The sequence below is a fragment of the Vreelandella sp. EE27 genome (assembly GCF_968206495.1).
The window spans coordinates 2,767,350-2,782,794 of the sequence record NZ_OZ309109.1 but is presented as its reverse complement, the minus strand read 5'-3'; the positions used below and the strand labels follow the sequence as shown (position 1 = coordinate 2,782,794).

The following is a 15,445-nucleotide window of genomic DNA, read 5'->3' as shown; positions in this document are numbered from 1 at the left end:
TGCGGGCACTTTTTACAACGGCGAGCCTGCCATGCGACTACTTCACACCGCGGACTGGCATCTGGGGCGTTTGTTTCACAACGTCTCGCTGCTTGAAGACCAGCGCTTCGTTTTGAACCAGCTCGTCGAGATCGTCGACCGGGACGCGGTGGACGTCGTGCTGGTCGCCGGCGACGTTTTCGACCGCTCGGTTCCCCCGGCCGCCGCCGTTACGCTGCTCGACGACATTCTTTTCGAGCTTTGCGAAAAGCGCGGCTTACCGGTCGTGATGATCTCCGGCAACCACGATAGCGCCGAGCGGCTTCGCTTTGGCGCCCGTCATCTCAAAAAGGCGGGGCTGCATATCCTTTCTGATTTGGCGGAGTGTGATGCGCCGGTCACGCTCACCGCCGGTGGCGTCGAGGTGGATGTTTTCGGCATTCCCTACGCGGACCCTGCCCACGTACGCAGCCACTTCAAATGTGACGTGCGGGATTTCGACAGCGCCCACCGCTTCTTGCTCGAACGTATCGAGGCCGCCCGCCGCGGGGGTACACCGACGTTTTTGATGAGCCACTGCTTCGTCGACGGCGCCAGCGCCTCGGATTCCGAGCGCCCGCTGAACCTGGGCGGCGCGGAGAGCGTGGCCTGGGAGCCGATGCAGGGCTTTGATTACGTCGCCCTTGGCCATCTGCACGGCCCGCAGTATCGCGGCGGCGAACATATCCGCTACAGCGGCTCGCTTTTGAAATACAGCTTCTCGGAAGCCCGCCAGCGCAAGGGCGTCACCCTGGTGGATGTCGACGGGCAGGGCCAGGTAAGCTTCGAGCACCGCGTGCTAACGCCCAGGCGCGAAGTGCGGGTGCTGGAAGGCGAGCTCGAAGCGCTCCTGGCCGCCGGCCAGGGCGAAAGCGCGGGCCGCGACGATTACCTGCTGGTGCGCCTTACTGATCGTCACGCGATTCTCGACCCCATGAGCAAGCTGCGCGCGCTGTATCCCAACGTGCTGCACCTGGAAAAGCCCGGCATGCTCGAGTCGCGCGGCGCCCAGCAGCTCGACCGCGAGAAGCTCGAGTTCAGCGCGCTGGACATGTTCAGCGACTTTTTCGAGCAGACCAGCGGCGAGGCGATGACTCATGAGCAGCAGGCCCACATGCGCGATTTGATTGGCGAGTTGAGTAAAGCGGAGGGCGCCTTATGACCCCGCTGGCGCTGACCATGCAGGCGTTCGGCCCTTTCGCCGGATGCGAGCGCCTCGATTTTACCGCCCTGGGCGAGCACCCGCTTTTTTTGATCAACGGGCCCACCGGGGCGGGCAAAAGCTCGATTCTCGACGCCATCTGCTTTGCGCTTTACGGCCAAACCACCGGTGACGAGCGCACGGCGAGCCAAATGCGCTGCGACCAGGCCGACGCTTCGCTGTTGACCGAGGTCACCCTCGATTTTCGCCTACGCGGCGCGCTCTACCGTATTCGTCGCGTACCCCAGCAGGAGCGCCCAAAAGCGCGCGGCGAGGGCACCACCACCCAAAGCACCGAGGCCCAGCTTTGGCGCCTGACCGAGGACCGCCAAGAGGACAAGTGCCTGGTCGCCAAAAGCGTGAGCGAAGCCACCGGCCAGGTACAGACGCTGCTGGGCCTGGACGCCGTTCAGTTTCGCCAGGTAATGGTGCTTCCCCAGGGCCGGTTTCGTGAGCTGCTGGTCGCAGAGTCCAAGGATCGCGAGAAGATCTTCGCCAAACTCTTTCAAACGCATATTTTTCAGCGCATCGAAGAGCAGTTGCTGGAACGCTCGAAAGAGATCGTCGCCAGGGTCAAAAGCCACCATCAGCACATTAGCGGGATTCTGGCCGGCGGCGAGCTCGAAAGCGAAGCGGCGCTGGAGGAGGAGGCGAGTGCGCTAACGCCCCGGGTCGAGCAGGCGCACGCCCTGCGCGAAGCCGCCGGCCGGGCGCGCCGCGCGGCGGAGAAAAACCGCGACGTGGGTGCCGCGTTGGAGCGCCAGTTCGCCGCCCGCGACGCCCTGGTCAACGACAAGGCCGCGCACATCGAGCAGGCCGAGGCGATCGAGCGCGCCCAGGCGCGGCTAAGCCAGGACGGCCAGGCCCAAGCGCTGCGCGCCCCTTTTGAGGCCCGCCATCAGGCGCATCAGGCGCTGCAGGCCGCGCAAGCGGAGCAGCGCCAGGCCAGCGAGGCCTTGAGTGAACAGCGCACCCGCGTGGAAGCCGCCAACGCCGCGCTCGAGGCGGCCCGCCGGCGTCATCAGGACCTTGGCGAGCTTACCGAACGCCGCCGCCAGCTGGGCGAGTATCTGGAGAAAGGCCAGGCGCTTCACGCGCTAAGCGCCCGCGTGCAGGCGGCGGCGGCCCACAAGCAAACCGCCGAGGCGAATTTTCAGCGCGACGAGAAAGCCCTCGAGGATACCCGGCGCCGGGGTGAGGCGCTCAGTACGCAGCTGGAGGCGCTGCAAACCGAGTACCAGCGCCTGGCAGGGGCGCCTTCGGAGCTTGCCCGCCACCGGGAGCTGCTTGCCAAACGCCAGGAGCTGGAGGCGCTCGACCGCCAGGCCCCGGCGCTCGACGAGCAGCGTCGCGGTGGCGAACAAACCCTCGAGCGCTGCCAGCGGGAGGCCCAGCGCGCCGAGCGCTACGCCACCGAGCAGGAAATGCGCTGGCACCAGGGGCAGGCGGCGCTGTTGGCGCGCACCTTACAAGCCGAGACGCCGTGCCCGGTATGCGGCAGCCCCGACCACCCGGCTCCCGCCGAAGGCCAGGTCGACGTGGTCACCAAAGAACAGGTGGAACAGGCTAGGGTGGCGCTAGAAAACGCCCGCCAGGCAAGCAACGCCGCCGAGCGCGCGCTGCAAGAGAGCCGCCAGAAACGCCAAAACCTCGATGAGCAGCACGCTCAGGTGAGCCAGGCACTGGGCGAGTGGGCGAGCGCGACCCTGGCCGAACTCGAGCACGCCGTGAGGGCGCAAGGCGAACAAGCGGCGCGGCGTGGCCAGGTAGAAAGCGAGATTACCCAGCACCAACAAAGCCGCGATGCGCTGCGCCAGGAGTGGGCGGCTCAGGACAAAGCGCTCAAAACCCGCCGCGCCGAGATGGACTCCGCTCGGGAGGAGGCGCTGCGGCTGGCAAGCCACTACGAGCAGCTAAGCGAGGCGCTACCTGCGGATGCCCGCGACCCCCAGGCACTCAAGGCGAGCCTGGCCACACTTGATAGCGACATTGCGCAAATCGAAAGCACCTACCAAAAGGCTCAGCAGGCGTTTAACGCGCACGAAAGCCAAAAAGCCCGCTGTGAAGAGCGGCTAAGCGGCGCCGACAAACGCCTGGAGGAGTGTACGAGCGCCCTTGACAAGGCAAGCGCCGCCTGGCGCGAGGCGCTGGGCCAAAGCCCCTTCGAGGACGCCGCGGCCTTCGAGGCCGCCAGGCTCGACGCCCACCAGCGCCAGGCGCTTGCCGAGCAAGTCGAAAGCTACCGGAATCGCCTGGCCGAACTGGAAGGGGCATTGGCCGGCGCCAACGCCCAACTGGGCGAGCAAGCGCTGCCGGACGTGGCCGAGCTCGAGGCGGCGGTCGAGGCCGCTCAGCACGAGGAGAACACCCGGCTCGAAGCCTGGCGCTCCCTCGATGCTCGGCTGGCCAACCTGGCCGCCATTCGTCAAAAACTCGCGGCTGCCCACGCGGCTCAGGAAAAGCTCGAGGCGGAGTACCGGCTCTGGGGCACGCTCAGTGACGTCGCCAACGGGCGCACCGGCCACCGCATCAGCCTGCAGCGCTTCGTGCTGGGGGTGCTGCTCGACGACGTGCTGATTCAGGCCTCCGAGCGGCTGGTGCGCATGAGCCGTGGGCGCTACCAGCTGGTGCGCCGCGAAGACCCCTCGAAAGGCAACAAGGCGTCCGGCCTGGAGCTCGACGTCGCCGATACCTACACCGGCAAGCAGCGCTCGGTGGCCACGCTCTCCGGAGGCGAATCCTTCATGGCGGCGCTTTCGCTGGCGCTGGGGCTTTCGGACGTGGTCCAGGCCTACGCCGGCGGCATCCAGCTCGATACGCTGTTCATCGACGAAGGCTTTGGAAGCCTGGACCAGGACGCGCTGGATCAGGCGATCGCGGTGCTGTGCGATCTGCAAATGAGCGGGCGCATGATCGGCATCATCTCGCATGTGAGCGAACTTAAAGAGCAAATGCCGGTTCGTATAGAGGTCAGTACCAGCCGCTTGGGAAGCCGGGTTGAGGTAAAAGGGGCCGAAAGCGTCTAATCTGCTGGTAGGGTGGCGGGTTGCCACTCCATTAGCTCAAGGAGTCCACGGATGAACGCGAGTACTATTCTTAAGCAGTTGATGCAGCAAGATGACGGCGAATTCGCTATTAAGGGAGTGCTGGATGATCCAGCGCTTCGGTCGGATGGTCAGCCGGATCACCGCGTGGGCCGTCATGCATCGGGCCCGTCATCCCGTTCGAGCGGTTTCGATACGAAGAGTGCGCTGGGCGGCGGCGCCCTGGCGATACTCATGGGCTCCGGGCCTGGCCGTAAGCTGACCGGTAAGGCGCTCAAATATGGCCTTGTGGCGGGCATAGGCGTGTATGCCTGGAACGCGTGGCAGAGCTCCCAGTTACGCAATGGCCGTGGTGGTGCAGCGGACAGCGAGTGGGAAAGCGACGAGGCCCGAGCGAAGGGCGAACACGTCGACTCCCTCAGCGGCGAGCGCCAGGAGCAGCGCAGCCGGGCACTGCTGCAGGCCATGATCATGGCCGCCCGCGCCGCCGTTCAAAACGACGAGCAGATACGCGCCTCGATGACCGGAAAGATGCACGCCCTGGGTGCCGATGATGAGCTGCACGCCTGGGTCGAGCAGCAGCTAAACGCTTCACTGGATGCCGAGGCGCTTGCCGAACAGGCGGACTCGCCCGAGGCCGCCCGCGAGATGTACTTGATTAGTGTGGCGGTTATAAATGATGGGGATCCCAAGGGGCGCGCGTGGCTCGACCAGCTTGCCAACGCGATGGGTATCTCCAATGAGCAGGCGTCCGAGCTCGAGCGTCTGGCGCGCGAAAGCAGGTAACCACGCTTTCAGGGCATAAAAAAACGCCGCAAGCAGCGCTTGCGGCGTTTTTCGTTTCTATCCAGTCAAACTGGCCAGCCAACGGCGTTGCGGTATTACTCGCTAACGACGATGACTGCCTTGGCGTTGACGAACTCGTGCATGCCGAAGCCGCCGTGCTCGCGGCCGTAGCCGGAGTCCTTCACGCCGCCAAAGGGCATTTCCGGTGTGGCGACGCCAAAGCCGTTGATGAAGACCATGCCGGTATCGAAGTACTTGCTGGCAAGCTCCGCGGCGCGCTTGGTGTCCTTGGAGATGATACCGCCGCCGAGGCCGTAACGGCTGTCGTTGGCGATGCGCATAGCGTCTTCGTCGTCTTTTGCACGAATCAGCGCTGCGACCGGGCCGAACAGCTCGTCATCATAAGCCGGCTGGCCGGGCTCGACGTTTTCCAGCACGGTGATCGGGTAGAACGCACCGGGACCAGTGGGCTTTTCACCGCCGCAGAGGATTTTGGCGCCTTTGCTCACGCTTTGCTCTACCTGGTCGTGCAGGCCGTCGCGCAGATCGACACGCGCCATCGGGCCGACGTTGGTGCCGCTCTCTTTCGGGTCACCCACTTTCAGGCTCTTCATCTTCTCGACGAAACGCTCTTTGAACGCCTCGTAGTTTTTCTCGGTCACCACGAAGCGCTTCGCGGCCACGCAGGTCTGGCCACCGTTATACACCCGGCCCGTGACGCAAGTGTCGACGGCTAGATCCATATCCGCGTCGTCCAGCACCAGGTAGGCGTCGTTGGAGCCAAGCTCGAGAACGGTTTTCTTGAGGTTCTCGGCCGCCTTGGCGGCAACCTTGCGGCCAGCGCCGTCGCTACCGGTCAGCGTCACACCGCGCACGTATTTGTGCTCGATGATCTTGTCCGACACATCGTGGGAGATGACCAGCGTGCGGAAGACGTTTTCCGGCAGGCCGGCTTCACGGTAGATTTTCTCGAGCAGCAGGCCGCTGCCGGTGACGTTTTCGGCGTGCTTGAGCAGCACCGCGTTACCCGCCATGATGTTGGCGATGGAGTAACGAACCGCCTGGTAGGCGGGGAAGTTCCACGGCTGAATGCCGTAGATCACGCCCATCGGCGAGTAGGTGACGAAGCCACGCTCACCGTTGCCGGGCTTGCGCTCTTCATCGGCAAGCTTGGTCGGGCCTTGCTCGGCGGTGTAGTCGCAGATACCGACACACAGGTCGATTTCCCCGCGCGCTTCTTCCGGCGGCTTGCCCATTTCGTCGACCATCAGGTTGACGAACGCTTCCTTGTTGTCGGCAAGTGCTTTACCGATCGCCTTGACGACCTTGGCACGCTCGTCGAGCGACTTCAGGCGCCACTGCAGAAAGGCCTCATGGGTCTGCTCGACCACCTTGAGGGCCTGGCTTTCATCCATCAACGGATAGCTTTCAAGGTTCTCGCCGGTGGCCGGGTTGACTGTCGTGATGCTGTTGCTCATAAGATCTCCTATCTATAGATCAACGCTTGTTTGATGTCGCGGTGGCGAAGACACCGCAACCAGTACGGTGCAATGAAGAACTACTAGCCGACTGGTCTAATTGACTCGCCTGATACTTTAGTAGAGAAATCCTGCTTTGGCAAAACCTGTTTTTTAAAGCGACGATTTCAAGGTAGCTCGTTTTGATCATTTACCAAGCGCGAAGGTTCCTGACGGCGGTGTTCCAGGCTCAAGGCTTGGCCGGCAAGGCCTGGCTGGCCCCTTCGCCGCGTTCGGGCGCCGTTTGCGTTTTTGGCGCTTTTAAGCCTTGATGAAGAGGAGCTGGCAGTGGCGCTTTCAAAGGTGCGATGCCAGATAATCAACGTCCGGGAGGCGCTATGGCCAAGACCAATAACAAGGGTGCACGCCAAATCGATCAGCCGTTCGACTACATCGTCATCGGGGCCGGCACCGCCGGGTGCTTGATGGCCAACCGGCTAAGCGCCGACCCCGCTAACCGGGTGCTTTTGATAGAGGCGGGCGGGCGCGATAATTACTACTGGATTCACGTGCCGGTGGGCTACCTTTACTGCATCAACAACCCACGCACCGACTGGCTTTTCACGACCGAACCGGCCCAGGGCTTGAACGGACGCTCGCTCATTTACCCTCGGGGTAAGGTTTTGGGGGGCTGCTCGAGCATTAACGGCATGATCTACATGCGCGGGCAAGCCCGCGACTATGACCACTGGGCCCGTGTCACCGGCGACCCGGCCTGGCGCTGGGAGGCGTGCCTCGAGGATTTTATCCGCCATGAAAGCCACTACCGTATGGACGAGGCGGGCGGCGCCGATACCGAGCATCGCAAGTTTCACGGTAAAGACGGCGAGTGGCGGGTCGAAAAGCAGCGGCTCAAGTGGCCCGTACTGGATGATTTCGCCCAGGCCGCCCAGCAGGCGGGTATTCCGCCCACCGACGATTTCAACCGCGGCTGCAACGAAGGGGTGGCGTACTTCGATGTGAACCAGCGCGCGGGCTGGCGCTGGAACACCGCCAAGGCGTTTCTGCGCCCGGCGCTCGAGCGCCCGAATCTGACGCTTTGGTATTCGACTCAGGTCAATACGCTCTGCGTCGATCAATCAGAGGTGGCGCTTCGCTGCACGGGGGTTGAAGTACTGCGCGGTGGGCGCGTGCAGCGAGTGAGCGCCGATAAAGAAGTGGTGCTCTGCGCCGGGGCGATCGGCACGCCGCACCTTTTACAGCTTTCCGGTATCGGCCCGCGAAAACCGCTGGAAAGCGTCGGTATAAAGGTAGTAAAGGAGCTCCCCGGGGTGGGCGAAAACCTGCAGGATCACCTCCAGATCCGTTCGGTGTATCGTGTCAGCCATGCCCAAACGCTCAATACCATCGCCGCCACGCTATGGGGCAAAATGGGCATCGGTTGGGAGTATTTGACCAGGCGAACCGGGCCGATGAGCATGGCGCCTTCGCAACTGGGTGCCTTTACGCGAAGTTCCAGCGACTACGCCCATCCCAATATCCAGTACCACGTGCAGCCCTTGAGTTTGGAGGCCTTCGGCCAGCCGCTGCACCCTTTTCCAGCGATTACCGCAAGCGTCTGCAATTTGAACCCCACAAGCCGGGGCACGGTGCGACTGAAAAGCCGCGACCCCAAAGCGGCGCCCTTGATCAGCCCCAACTACCTGAGCACCGCAGAGGATCAAAAGGTGGCCGTGGATTCGCTTCGCGTCACCCGCCACATTGCCGCGCAGCCGGCGTTTGCCCGTTACAAGCCCCAAGAGGTCAAGCCTGGTGTGCAGTATCAAAGCGACGAAGAGCTTACCCGCTTGGCCGGGGATATCGGCACCACCATCTTTCATCCGGTGGGGTCCACGCGCATGGGTAAAGCGGAGGATGAAATGGCGGTAGTCGACAGTCGGCTGCGCGTTTTCGGGGTGGCCGGGCTGCGTATAGCGGACGCTGGCATCATGCCGACGATCACCAGTGGGAACACCAATTCACCCACGCTGATGATCGCTGAAAAGGCCGCACGGTGGGTTTTAGAGGGGCATTGAAAGGGCCGTCATCGTATTGACATTTTTTTCAAATATAATTTGACATGTGCATTGGTAGGGCACATCCTTCAAGCAGTAGGTTAGCAAGTCGAACGTTGTCAGCAGCATTGAAACGCTTTAGCGTTGAGTCTGGTGAAAGTTTCTTGTTCTACCCACTGTAACTCGGGTATTACCCGGCTTTAGATTAAGCTAAATCGAGGATTTTCGATCATGGCAACTGGTACCGTTAAGTGGTTTAACGACACTAAAGGCTTCGGCTTCATTTCTCCGGACGACAATGGCGACGATCTGTTCGCGCATTTCTCTGAAATCCAGGCTGACGGCTTCAAAACTCTGCAAGACGGTCAGAAGGTTTCCTTCGACGTCACTCAGGGTAAAAAAGGCCTTCAGGCTTCCAACATCAAAGTACTGTAATTTTACAGCGTTGATGTTGTCCGATTGCCGCTAAGGTAAACGGAACGAAAAAACCCCGCCAATCGCGGGGTTTTTTGTTTTTATACAAGCTTTTTTCATATAAGGCTTTTTCATACCAGATCCCGCGGTATGAATTCGTCCCAGCTTTGCGAATACACCCGCGTTTCCCCCTCCCAGGCGTCCAGCGTGGCCTGAATACGAAACGCGTCGGCGCTGGCCGTAAGCCTGGTATGGGTGAGCGTGCGCACCTCCCAATCACCGCGTCGAAAAATGCGTTCCCAGTCGGTTATCCCCTCGATACTGCGATAGTCGCCGTAGGCGTAACGGTAGCGCTCGGTCACCTTGCCGCCGATTTCGAGGCCGATATCGTCGAAACGGTAGCGCCCTTCATCGTTGATCACCTCGAGCTCGTTGACGTCGGTCGCCAAATCGCGGATCACCCGCCAGCTCTCGCTCCCCGGAGCAAGCACCGTGGTAGCGAGCCCGGGTGCGGACACCGGCGGCTCGAAGGCCGGCAGGGCCGCCTCTTCTTCGACACGCGGCTCCCGGGTGGGCAGGGTCAGCCGGCAGGCCTCGGGGTGAAAGGTGAGCCGGGCGGGCTCCGGCGCGGGCCAGGCGATCGGCCAATAGCTGGTCGAAAGCGATACGCGAATGGCGTGGCCGGCGACGAACTGCTGGGCGATATGCTTGAGCGCTACCTTGACCCGGTAGCGTTTGCCCGGCTCCAGCGGTTTTGGGTGCTCGTTGCTGTCACGGTGGGTCAGGTTCAGTAGCCCGTAGGAGACCCGGGTGGCTTTGTCGTCCGGGTGAATGTCGATCAGGCGCACCGCGACCATGGCCACTGGCTTGTCCGAGGAGAGCTCGAGCTCCAGCACTGGCTGGCCGCAAACCTCCAGCGGCGATGCCAGCATGGCGGTTTGAAAGATCAGCGCGCCGCCGTCCTCGTCGCGCTGGTCGTGGGGCAAGTCCGGCGGGGCGTTGTAGGAGCACCACTTGCCCGCGTGCAGCCCCACCGACAGCGACGAGCGCAGCGAAAGCGGCGTGTCGCTTGCCGCTTCCCGGTTGGCATCGGTCTCCGGCACCAGGTCGTGGCCGGCGGTCAGCATGAAGTGTTGGGGCACGATATTGGCGGATGGCCAGGTGGGTTCGGCGACCCAGCGCCCCGGGCGGTGGTCGTAGCGCGTCGAAGGCGGCGCCGACTCCTGCATCCATACCCGCAGCATGGGCTCCTCCATGATGGTGTTGTCGATGCCCTTGAGCCAGTAGTCCCACCAGCGCAGCGCATCCTGCAAAAAGCCAATGGCCGGCCCTGGAACCCCCAGGTGCGGGTACTTGTGCGACCAGGGGCCAATGAGTCCTTTGCGGGGCACGTCGAGGCCCTGCATGAGCCGGAACACCGCGTTGCAGTAGCCGTCCGCCCAGCCGCTGATGGCGTAGACCGGGCAGCGAATCGCGCTGAAGTCCTCACACACCGACCCATGCTTCCAGTAGTCGTCGCGGCGCTGGTGCTCGAGCCACTGCTTGAGCCAAAGCCCGCTGCCTGCCAGGCGCTCATGCCACATCTCGCGCCAGCGCTCGCCGACCAGTGCCGGGTCCGGCGGGCAGGCGTTGCCGTCGAACATGGTCGATGCCCAGGAGAGGTTGTCGACCAGCAGGCAGCCGCCCATGTGGTGAACGTCGTCGGCGTAGCGGTCGTCGGTGGAGCAGATGGTGATGATCGCCTTGAGCTGGGGCGGCTGGAGCGCGGCGATCTGCAGGCCGTTGAAGCCGCCCCAGGAAATACCCACCATGCCGGCCTTACCGGTGCACCAGGGTTGGCGCTCGAGCCAGGCCAGAATTTCCACGCCGTCATCGAGTTCCTGGGGCAGGTATTCGTCATAAAGTACGCCGTCGGACTCGCCGGTGCCGCGAATGTCCACTCGCACTCCGGCGTAGCCGTGACCGGCCCAGAAACGGTGCATACCCGCATCGCGCTGGGCGGTCAGGTCACGTTTACGGTAGGGCAGGTACTCGACGATCGCCGGGACCGGATCGCTCTCGGCATCTTCTGGTCGCCAAATGCGCACGGACAGGCGCGTACCGTCGCTCATTTCGATCCAGGTCTCCTCTTCGAAAACCCGGCGGGGCAAATTATCCACGATCTGCATCAGCACACTCCTTTGCAAGCGCAAGCGATGGGTTACCCGACGACCTCGGCGAAGTCGAAGGTGAGCCGCTGGGCAAGCGCCAAGTAGTTTTGTTCCAGCGCTTGGCTACTTTGTGCGCCCATCCAGATATAGGCCAGCGCGTAGCTATAGGCGTCCTGCTCGGGCAGCGCCGACAGCCGCTGGCCGGGCACGACTTGAAGGTCGATCAGGGTGCCGGGGAAGTCCGCTTCGAGCGCTTCGATCTCTGACGGGGAGGGGACCCGGTAGACCGTGGCGTCTTCGAAGAACACCCGGTAGAAAAACTTGCCGGCCACCGGGTAGTCGCCTTCGCGATGGGGCATGTTCGGTGTCTGTCCCAGCGCCAAATCGACGGTGACCTGCTGATGGCTGACGCCGTCGACTTTCTCGAAGATATCGCAATGGGACTGGGAAATACGCGTGTTGACCTCCAAAAGCCAGATACGGTTTTGCACCTCGTCCCAGAAAAACTCTACGTTGAAGGCGGCGTTATCAAACCCGATATGCGCGAGCAGCGTGGTGGTCAGCTCACGCATCTTGTCCTGGATTTTATCCGGCAGGGTGGAGGGGTAGTGGTAGCACAGAAAGCTGAGTACCCGCGGGTAGCGCAGTGAGTCCACGATGCCATAGGGGACGACCTTGCCCTCGAATACGTAGCCCTCCACGGTGCACTGCCAGCCGCCGATGATCTCTTCGGCCATACAGAAGCCGCCGTCGACCTTGCGCACCTCGTCGGGGATCTCGGCCTGTTCGAGGATATAGTTGAAGGGCTCGGAAATGAGCCCGATGTCGCTGCGCAGTTTTGCGATGGCGGACTCGAAGTCCTCGGGGCTGTCGATACGAAACCCGAGCCGCGAGCCGGAGGACTTGATCGGTTTGACGAAAAACGGGAAGTAGAGCCCCGCCTTGCCGATCTCGGTCAGCGCCTGGTCATCGAAGGGATCGAAAGCGGTAAAACGGGGAATGAAGTTGCCGATCACCTCGCGCTGGCAAAGCCGGCTCCAGTACTTGTGCTCGCACTTCAAAAGGCTTTCCAGGGTGGTCGTGCGGGTAGCGAAGCGCCTGCATAGAAGCGGCAGCATGGTCGAGACCGGAAAGTCCATGTAGCCGACGATTGCGTCGATGTCGTGCTCGAAGGCCGAGAGCGTTTGAGTGGCGCGTTCGACCATGGACTCGATGGGAAATATTTCGGTGTCGTAGACCTCGGCGGGTTCGATGACCCCGTGAAAGTGAAAATGCTCGGCGCCTCGAAGCCGCTTGAGGCGTTCATGATTGAAGTCGTTGAGGCCGACGACGAAGATATGACGCGTTTTCATGGGGTACTCCCAGTATTCACGGATAGATCTGGCCGTACACCACGATCGATCAGCGCATTGAACAGCTGCGAAGTAAGACGAAGGGGGGCAAGACCCAGTGACATTGTTTTCGTTTTGGTAACGGCCACCCGTTTATCAGCTTAGTTACTTTTTAAAAGACCGTTACTTTTAAAAAGATCGTTACTTTTTACGAGCACCGTTATTTTTTACCGGGACCGTTACTCGTTACATAAGATACAGGCGCTATGTTTTGAATCGCCAAAGACGGTGGATGTGACTAACAGGGTTACGTTCGGCGAGGCGAGGCGGTTCGTTTGCTTATTCTTTTATGATATTAATGTGTTTCTAAAAATAACTTTTTAGAATATTTGCCAAGCGGCACAATGGCAGCGTTTACTGTTTAAGGCGCGTGTCATGTCACTAGATGCTTGGATTGCAATCGGGGTCGTATTGACGGTGTTTCCGTTAATGGCGCTCTCACGCCTGGGCCCGGATATCATCCTGCTCGGCGCGGTAGTGGTGCTGATGACCCTGGGGGTAATCGACCCGGGCCAGGCGCTGGGTGGCTTCTCCAATGCGGGGCTTTTTACCGTGGCCTTCATGTACGTGCTGGTGGCGGGTATCCGGGAAACCGGCGGGATCGATCTGATCATCCGCTTTGTGTTGGGGACGCCAGCCACCGAGCGGCGTTCGCTGGTGCGGCTGGTGCTGCCGGTCGCCTCGCTCAGCGCGTTTTTGAACAATACGCCGGTCATGGCGACCTATATTCCCGCGGTGATGAGCTGGAGCCGGCGTATCAAGCGCTCGCCCCAGCGGCTTCTAATGCCGCTGAGTTTCGCGTCGATTCTGGGCGGTACGGTGACGCTTTTCGGCACCAGTACCAACCTGGTGGTCTACGGGCTTTTGACCGAGCGCTACCCCGAGGTCTCCATGGGGCTTTTCGATCTGGCCTGGGTGGGCATACCGGTCGCGGTGGCGGGGCTTGCCTATCTGATTTTCGTGGCGCCCAGGCTTTTACCCAGCCGGGAAGGGATGAGCAAAGTCTTTGCCAACCCGCGGGAGTTCACCATCGAAATGGAGGTGGACCCGAGCGGCGTACTGGTTGACCGCAGCGTCGAGGAGGCGGGACTGAGACATCTTCAGGAGCTGTTTCTGGTCGAGATCGAGCGCGCGGGCAACGTGGTCAGCGTCGTTGGCCCCGGGGAGCGGCTGAAAGGCGGCGACCGGCTGGTGTTCGCCGGCACCAGCGATGCGGCGGTGGAGCTTCAGCAGATTCGCGGGCTGATTCCCTCGAGCGAGCGCGGCTCGAATTTGGAGAAAGAGTTCAAGGAGCGCCGCCTGGTCGAGGCGGTGGTCTCCAGCCAGTGCCAGTTTATTGGCCAGCGGATTCGCGACGGCCGCTTTCGCACGCTCTACGGCGCGGCGGTGTTGGCGGTGTGTCGCGGCGGCGAGCGGGTCACCGGCAATCTGGGCCAGGTGCGTTTGCAGTCTTCCGATGTGCTGCTTTTAGAGGCACGCCCCCCGTTCATCGAGCGCCACCGGGAATCCCGGGATTTTTTGCTGATCAGTGAGCTCAACGGCGCCGCCCGCCCGGTGCACGAAAAAGCCCCGTTGGCCTGGGCGATTCTGCTCGGCGCCGTGCTGCTGGCGGCGGTGGGCGTGCTGAGCATGCTGGGTGCGGCGATGCTGGGCGCGGCGCTAGTGCTCTTGACCGGCTGCTGCACGGTGGGCGGTGCCAAGCGCGGCCTCGACACCCAGGTGCTTTTGACCATTGCCGCCTCCTTCGGGGTGGGGGCGGCGCTTACAAGCTCCGGGGCGGCGGACGCGCTGGCCGGGGGCGTGCTTTCGATGGTGGCGGGCAGCCCCTGGCTTTTGCTGCTGGGCACCTACTGCGTCGTGGCGCTTTTGACCGAGCTGGTCACCAACAACGCTGCCGCGGTGATCATCTTTCCGGTCGTGACGGCGGCGGCAGAGAGTCTGGGCGTGAGCATCATGCCGTTCGTGGTGACCATCATGTTCGCCGCCTCGGCCAGTTTTTTGACGCCGATTGGCTATCAAACCAACCTGATGGTCTATGGCCCCGGCGGCTATCGCATCACCGATTTCCTCAAGGTAGGCGGCGGTTTGAACGTGCTGACCGGCGCCATTGCCGTTGCGTTGATTCCGCTGGTGTGGCCGTTCTAGCCGAACCACTCGCCCAGCGCCTCACTTTGCGCTAGGGTGTCGCTTTTATTTGCGAGGAAATCACGCTATGTCAGAGCCTGGTGAGTTGATCGTCGAGCCCAAGAACGGGCAGCCCGCGGATGCCTGCGTATTCATCATCCACGGCCTGGGCGCTGACGGTCACGATTTCGAGCCGCTGATCCCGGCCATGGGGCTTTCCAAAAACCTGAATATCCGCTTCATCATGCCCCACGCACCGCGCTTGCCGGTGACCGTGAACGGCGGCATGGTGATGCCCGCCTGGTACGATATTCTGGCGATGGACCTGGGGCGCCGGGTGGATGAAACACAGCTCAAGCACTCCGCCGAGCGCATCCAGGCGCTGATTCAAGAGCAGCTCGACCAAGGGATGGATAGCCGCCGGATCATCGTGGCCGGCTTCTCCCAGGGCGGGGCGGTCGCCTACCAGGCCGCGCTCACGTTCGATCAGCCGTTGGGCGGGTTGCTGGCCATGTCGACGTACCTGGCCACTGGCGAGAGCATCGAATTGGCCGCGGCGAACCAGTCGGTGCCGGTGGAAGTACACCACGGCAACTTCGACCCGGTGGTACCGGAAACCCTGGGCCGGGCCGGCGCCGACCGCCTGAAAGAGAAGGGCTATAGCGTTAACTACCGCCAATATCCCATGGCGCACGCGCTCTGCCCGCAGCAGGTCAACGATATCGGAAAATGGCTGCAGGCGCGCCTGGGTTAGCCCAACGTCGACAAGCGAATAAAAGGCAGGCACAGTCGTTTTTTTCAAGCCG

The 15,445-nt window shown here is 62.2% G+C and carries 10 protein-coding genes; 7 read left to right on the top strand and 3 right to left on the bottom strand.

Features of this window, described 5'->3' with window-relative positions; all coding sequences use genetic code 11:
* The first annotated feature begins 31 nt into the window (after positions 1-31).
* Genes ACWHVV_RS13105 through ACWHVV_RS13095 form a run of 3 tightly spaced genes read left to right on the top strand, consistent with a single transcriptional unit; the run spans position 32 to position 5,049 of the window.
* Positions 32-1,180 carry an exonuclease SbcCD subunit D gene (locus ACWHVV_RS13105; protein WP_447926634.1) on the top strand — a complete coding sequence of 383 codons (1,149 nt, stop codon included), beginning with the start codon at positions 32-34 and terminating at the stop codon, positions 1,178-1,180.
* Positions 1,177-4,245, top strand: a complete 3,069-nt coding sequence (locus ACWHVV_RS13100) for an AAA family ATPase (protein ID WP_447926633.1) — start codon at positions 1,177-1,179, stop codon at positions 4,243-4,245. The genes ACWHVV_RS13105 and ACWHVV_RS13100 overlap by 4 nt, the downstream gene beginning before the upstream one ends.
* 51 nt (positions 4,246-4,296) lie before the next feature.
* Positions 4,297-5,049 (top strand): tellurite resistance TerB family protein, encoded by a 753-nt coding sequence (locus ACWHVV_RS13095; protein WP_447926632.1) that lies wholly within the window; start codon positions 4,297-4,299, stop codon positions 5,047-5,049.
* 95 nt (positions 5,050-5,144) lie between these two features.
* Here the strand turns inward: ACWHVV_RS13095 and ACWHVV_RS13090 are convergent, their stop codons facing one another.
* Positions 5,145-6,527 (bottom strand): NAD-dependent succinate-semialdehyde dehydrogenase, encoded by a 1,383-nt coding sequence (locus ACWHVV_RS13090; protein ID WP_447893942.1) that lies wholly within the window; start codon positions 6,525-6,527, stop codon positions 5,145-5,147.
* Positions 6,528-6,904: 377 nt separating this feature from the next.
* Between ACWHVV_RS13090 and ACWHVV_RS13085 the strand changes: the two genes are divergently transcribed.
* Positions 6,905-8,581 carry a GMC family oxidoreductase gene (locus ACWHVV_RS13085; RefSeq protein ID WP_447926631.1) on the top strand — a complete coding sequence of 559 codons (1,677 nt, stop codon included), beginning with the start codon at positions 6,905-6,907 and terminating at the stop codon, positions 8,579-8,581.
* Between the two features lie 210 nt (positions 8,582-8,791).
* On the top strand, positions 8,792-8,995 hold the full coding sequence (locus ACWHVV_RS13080; RefSeq protein ID WP_009101184.1) for a cold-shock protein: 204 nt from the start codon (positions 8,792-8,794) through the stop codon (positions 8,993-8,995).
* A gap of 110 nt (positions 8,996-9,105) precedes the next feature.
* Here the strand turns inward: ACWHVV_RS13080 and ACWHVV_RS13075 are convergent, their stop codons facing one another.
* Positions 9,106-11,142 carry a CocE/NonD family hydrolase gene (locus ACWHVV_RS13075; protein ID WP_447926630.1) on the bottom strand — a complete coding sequence of 679 codons (2,037 nt, stop codon included), beginning with the start codon at positions 11,140-11,142 and terminating at the stop codon, positions 9,106-9,108.
* A 32-nt stretch (positions 11,143-11,174) separates the two neighbouring features.
* A complete protein-coding gene (locus tag ACWHVV_RS13070; RefSeq protein WP_447926629.1) occupies positions 11,175-12,476 on the bottom strand; it encodes an ATP-grasp domain-containing protein in 1,302 nt (433 codons plus the stop codon).
* Between the two features lie 414 nt (positions 12,477-12,890).
* On the opposite strand from ACWHVV_RS13070, the gene ACWHVV_RS13065 reads away from it, so the two are divergent.
* A complete protein-coding gene (locus tag ACWHVV_RS13065) occupies positions 12,891-14,660 on the top strand; it encodes an SLC13 family permease (protein ID WP_447926628.1) in 1,770 nt (589 codons plus the stop codon).
* A 67-nt stretch (positions 14,661-14,727) separates the two neighbouring features.
* Positions 14,728-15,393 carry an alpha/beta hydrolase gene (locus ACWHVV_RS13060; protein WP_447893938.1) on the top strand — a complete coding sequence of 222 codons (666 nt, stop codon included), beginning with the start codon at positions 14,728-14,730 and terminating at the stop codon, positions 15,391-15,393.
* Positions 15,394-15,445 lie beyond the last annotated feature (52 nt).

Coding starts and splice junctions, on each gene's coding strand:
- ACWHVV_RS13095 (WP_447926632.1), top strand. CDS start 4,297: ATGAACGCGAGTACTATTCTTAAGCAGTTGATGCAGCAAGATGACGGC.
- ACWHVV_RS13100 (WP_447926633.1), top strand. CDS start 1,177: ATGACCCCGCTGGCGCTGACCATGCAGGCGTTCGGCCCTTTCGCCGGA.
- ACWHVV_RS13105 (WP_447926634.1), top strand. CDS start 32: ATGCGACTACTTCACACCGCGGACTGGCATCTGGGGCGTTTGTTTCAC.
- ACWHVV_RS13060 (WP_447893938.1), top strand. CDS start 14,728: ATGTCAGAGCCTGGTGAGTTGATCGTCGAGCCCAAGAACGGGCAGCCC.
- ACWHVV_RS13075 (WP_447926630.1), bottom strand. CDS start 11,142: ATGCAGATCGTGGATAATTTGCCCCGCCGGGTTTTCGAAGAGGAGACC.
- ACWHVV_RS13090 (WP_447893942.1), bottom strand. CDS start 6,527: ATGAGCAACAGCATCACGACAGTCAACCCGGCCACCGGCGAGAACCTT.
- ACWHVV_RS13065 (WP_447926628.1), top strand. CDS start 12,891: ATGTCACTAGATGCTTGGATTGCAATCGGGGTCGTATTGACGGTGTTT.
- ACWHVV_RS13070 (WP_447926629.1), bottom strand. CDS start 12,476: ATGAAAACGCGTCATATCTTCGTCGTCGGCCTCAACGACTTCAATCAT.
- ACWHVV_RS13085 (WP_447926631.1), top strand. CDS start 6,905: ATGGCCAAGACCAATAACAAGGGTGCACGCCAAATCGATCAGCCGTTC.
- ACWHVV_RS13080 (WP_009101184.1), top strand. CDS start 8,792: ATGGCAACTGGTACCGTTAAGTGGTTTAACGACACTAAAGGCTTCGGC.